5 protein-coding genes are annotated in these 3,649 nt (G+C 63.7%); all 5 read left to right on the top strand.

Features of this window, described 5'->3' with window-relative positions; translation table 11 throughout:
• On the top strand, nucleotides 1-614 hold a 614-nt coding region (locus GOOTI_RS06780), incomplete at its 5' end, for a TetR/AcrR family transcriptional regulator (protein WP_233425439.1).
• Between the two features lie 198 nt (nucleotides 615-812).
• Entirely contained in the window at nucleotides 813-1,337 is a 525-nt protein-coding gene (locus GOOTI_RS06775; RefSeq protein WP_005168787.1) for an MSMEG_0572/Sll0783 family nitrogen starvation response protein, read from the top strand.
• A 45-nt stretch (nucleotides 1,338-1,382) separates the two neighbouring features.
• On the top strand, nucleotides 1,383-2,282 hold the full coding sequence (locus GOOTI_RS06770; protein ID WP_007237823.1) for a carbon-nitrogen hydrolase family protein: 900 nt from the start codon (nucleotides 1,383-1,385) through the stop codon (nucleotides 2,280-2,282).
• Nucleotides 2,275-2,592: an MSMEG_0570 family nitrogen starvation response protein gene (locus GOOTI_RS06765; RefSeq protein ID WP_007237822.1), complete on the top strand. Its 318-nt coding sequence runs from the start codon at nucleotides 2,275-2,277 to the stop codon at nucleotides 2,590-2,592. Before GOOTI_RS06770 ends, GOOTI_RS06765 begins: the two co-directional genes overlap by 8 nt.
• The coding region (locus GOOTI_RS06760) for an MSMEG_0569 family flavin-dependent oxidoreductase (RefSeq protein WP_007237821.1) at nucleotides 2,589-3,649 on the top strand (1,061 nt) is incomplete at its 3' end. The genes GOOTI_RS06765 and GOOTI_RS06760, both read left to right, overlap by 4 nt.

The raw sequence follows: 3,649 nt of genomic DNA, 5'->3' as shown, positions 1-3,649 counted from the left end.
AGGGAGAACGCACCAGCATGAGCGCGCGAAGAACTGGACGACCCCCGTCATCCGATTCCACTGCCACGCGCAGCGCTATCCTCGCTGCAAGCCGAGAGCTCCTGTCGGAGAAAGGTTTCGAGCGGACCACCATGCGCGCAATTGCGGGCCGTGCGGGGGTGGACGCCGCCCTGATCCACCACTACTTCGGCAACAAGCGCGCGCTGACGGTCGAGGCATTGCGGCCAGACGTCGACCCGACGGCAGTGTTCCGGGATAGACCGCTGGACGCGGCGCGCCCGGGGCGGGATTTCGTCCGACGCGCGCTGCATCTCTGGGACGACGACGATGCGCAGCGACAACGGGCCATCGCACTGCTGAGGATTGCGCTGACCGACGAGGAGGTGTCGGAGCGCATGGTGAACTTCTATGTTGGCGTGGCGCATGTCGCGCTCGGCGACCTCGTCGCGGCCGAGGATCGAGACCGTCGGCTCGTTCTCGTCGCCGGGCAGATGCTCAGCCTCGTCACCATGAGGTACGTGTTCCGGCGCCCGGAAATCGCCGACGCGACCGTCGACGAACTGGCCGAGGACGTCGGCCCGCTGATCGACCAGCTACTCAAACCAGACCGCTGATAACCATTGTTGCGCGCCGAGACCCATGAGTTATTCCGCGCGTAACCACCACGAAATACTTCGGGCGTGAACTAGCTGATGTAGCCGGAACGACCAAGCGCCCGCCACAGTGCGGGGTGACGGCTCCACTCGCGAGGCAGTGTCGCCTCACCATCGTTCACTCCCGCGAGAACTCGCGGCAGCACCCCGAGGAGCATCGTGCCTTCCTTCGACGCGTCGATCAGCGACAACATCACCAAGTCCCTCAACGAGATTCCCCATCCCTCCCTGCCCAAGGGCTCGAACATCTACGGCGGGACGAAGATCTTCCCCGACTACCAGGCAGAGGATGGCGAAACCTACTTCACCCTGGTGCACGGCATAGCCCACGAGTCATCGGTGTCATTCGTCGCAGTCCTACAAGCCACCCGCGCACTCCGTAAGGGTTTCGAGTCGGCGATCTACTTCTACGGTCCGGGTGCCATCAATTGCCTTGCCACACGCGGCTTCCCGAAGACAGGCGACTCCGGCTTCCCGGGCGAGCAGAACATCAACGACTCCCTGGCCACGTTCATCGCCGAGGGCGGAACCGTCTTCTGCTGCCGGTTCGGACTGGCATTGCACGGCGGTCGAGAAGAAGACCTCATCGAGGGTGTGATCCCCGCCCATCCACTCGACGTGCAGGATGCAGTCATCCACTACGCCCGTAAGGGCGCGATCATCAACTCGACCTACATGGTGTGACATGACAATGCGCACAACATACTTCGACCATGTTCCGGGGTTGACATGACCAGAGTGGCAGCCGTTGCAGCGAACTTCTCGCGCGATCTCGAACAGAACTACGCAACCATCGAACACTTCGTCGCCGAGGCGAAGCGTGCGGGCGTCGACTTCCTCGTGTTCCCCGAGGCGGCGATCGGTGGCTACCTCTCGTCACTGGGCAATCATGGCGACACCATCAAGAACACGACACGATCGCTTCCGCCTGCGATCACACTCGACGGACCAGAAATCCAGCGTGTGCAGGCAATCGTCGGGGACATGGTCATCGCGATCGGCTTCTGTGAGCTCGCCGACGACGGCGAGACCCGGTACAACGCAGCAGCGGTTCTCGACGGCACACACATCTACGGTAGCTACCGCAAGGTGCATCAGCCCCTGGGCGAGAACATGTCGTACTCGTCGGGTACCCGGTATGGCGTCTTCGACACACCCGTCGGACGTGTGGGACTCCAGATCTGTTACGACAAGGCGTTTCCCGAGGCCGCACGTTTGATGGCCCTCGACGGCGCCGAAATCATCGCCAGCCTGTCGGCGTGGCCTGCCGCCCGTACTGCGACGGCGGAGAACCTGCAGGAAGACCGCTGGACCTACCGATTCAACCTGTTCGACGCCGCGCGAGCGCTCGACAACCAGGTGTTCTGGATCGCTTCTAACCAGTCCGGAACGTTCGGATCGTTGCGCTACGTCGCCAACGCCAAGGTCGTCGACCCCGGCGGCAACGTACTGGCGACCACCCTGCTGTCGGAGGGTATGGCTGTCGCCGACATCGACATCGCGGAGACGTTCACGACCATGCGCGGCGGAATGTTCCACCTCCGCGACCGCCGTCCCGACGTCTACGGACCACTCACCGAACTCGACGCGACCGGCACCACAGGGTGGAGGGATCTGGCCCATGCCTGAAATGACGTTTGTGGTCCGGTGGCCCGATGGAGCCACGCAGAACTGCTACTCACCGAGTCTCGTGATGCACGATCACCTCCGAGCCGGCGACGACTACTCGGTCGCCGACTTCTGCCAACGGTCCACCACTGCTTTGCGCGAGGCCGCAGAGCGAGTGCGCGCCAAGTACGGATTCGCGTGCACCTCCGCGGCAGCGACGATCGACGAGATCACCGGCACGGCACAACGGTTCGAGTCCGATGCACGTGTGCACATCGTCGACATGTATCCGCCCCTTCCCGCCACCCCGAACTCCCAGGCTGCCTCATGAGCGCTCACACACAGTCCACTCATGTGCCGGTTGTCATCGTCGGAGGCGGACAGGCGGGTCTGTCGGTCAGCTGGTATCTCAGCCAGGCACAGGTGGAGCACGTCGTGGTGGAGTCGAAGACACCGACGCACGCCTGGGCCGACGCACGCTGGGACAACTTCACTCTCGTCACTCCGAACTGGCACTGCCGCCTCCCCGGCTACTCCTACGACGGTCCCGACCCCGACGGCTTCATGACCCGAGACGAGGTCGTCGCGTGGCTGGGCGGGTGGCTCGAGACATTCGACGCCCCGATCCGCACGCATACGACGGTAACCCGGCTACGTCAGATCGACTCGGCAACGTTCGAGCTCAGCCTACAGTCCGGCGGCGACGTCGAACTACTGCAGTGCAATCAGGTCGTGGTGGCCACGGGCGGTTATCCGCTGCCAGTCATCCCGCCCTATGCGTCGACACTCGATCCTTCGGTGCACCAGGTGCATTCCGAGGAGTACTTCGCTCCCGAGCAACTGCCCGACGGCGCGGTCCTCGTCGTCGGAAGTGGACAGTCAGGAGCGCAGATCGCGGAGGATCTCCACCTGGCCGGCCGTCAGGTACACCTGGCGGTGGGCAGTGCACCGCGAGTTGCCAGACGCTACCGCGGACGAGATTGCATGACCTGGTTGGCGGAGATGGGCCTGTACGACACCCCCACCGCACAGTACCCGGGAGGCAAAGCGGCACAGGAGAAGACAAACCATTACGTGACGGGCCGAGACGGTGGCCGCGACGTCGACCTCCGCCAGTTCGCCACAGAGGGCATGCACCTCTACGGCTCGCTCACGGGCGGCAAGGACTCAGGACTGACCTTCGCGCCGACGCTGCGCTCAGCGCTCGACAAGGCCGATTCCGTGTACAACTCGATCTGCGCCGACATCGACCGTTACATCGACGCCCGCGAGATTCAAGCACCTCCACCGTCGCGATACGAACCCGTGTGGCAGCCCGACGCTGAGCCCACACATCTCGATCTCATCGAATCGGGCGTCACCAGCATCGTGTGGGCGATCGGTTTCCG

Source organism: Gordonia otitidis NBRC 100426 (assembly GCF_000248075.1).
In the GTDB taxonomy this organism is placed as follows: Bacteria; Actinomycetota; Actinomycetes; order Mycobacteriales; family Mycobacteriaceae; genus Gordonia; species Gordonia otitidis.
Note: the sequence above shows the minus strand (reverse complement) of the source record. Positions and strands in the feature narration are given on the sequence as shown.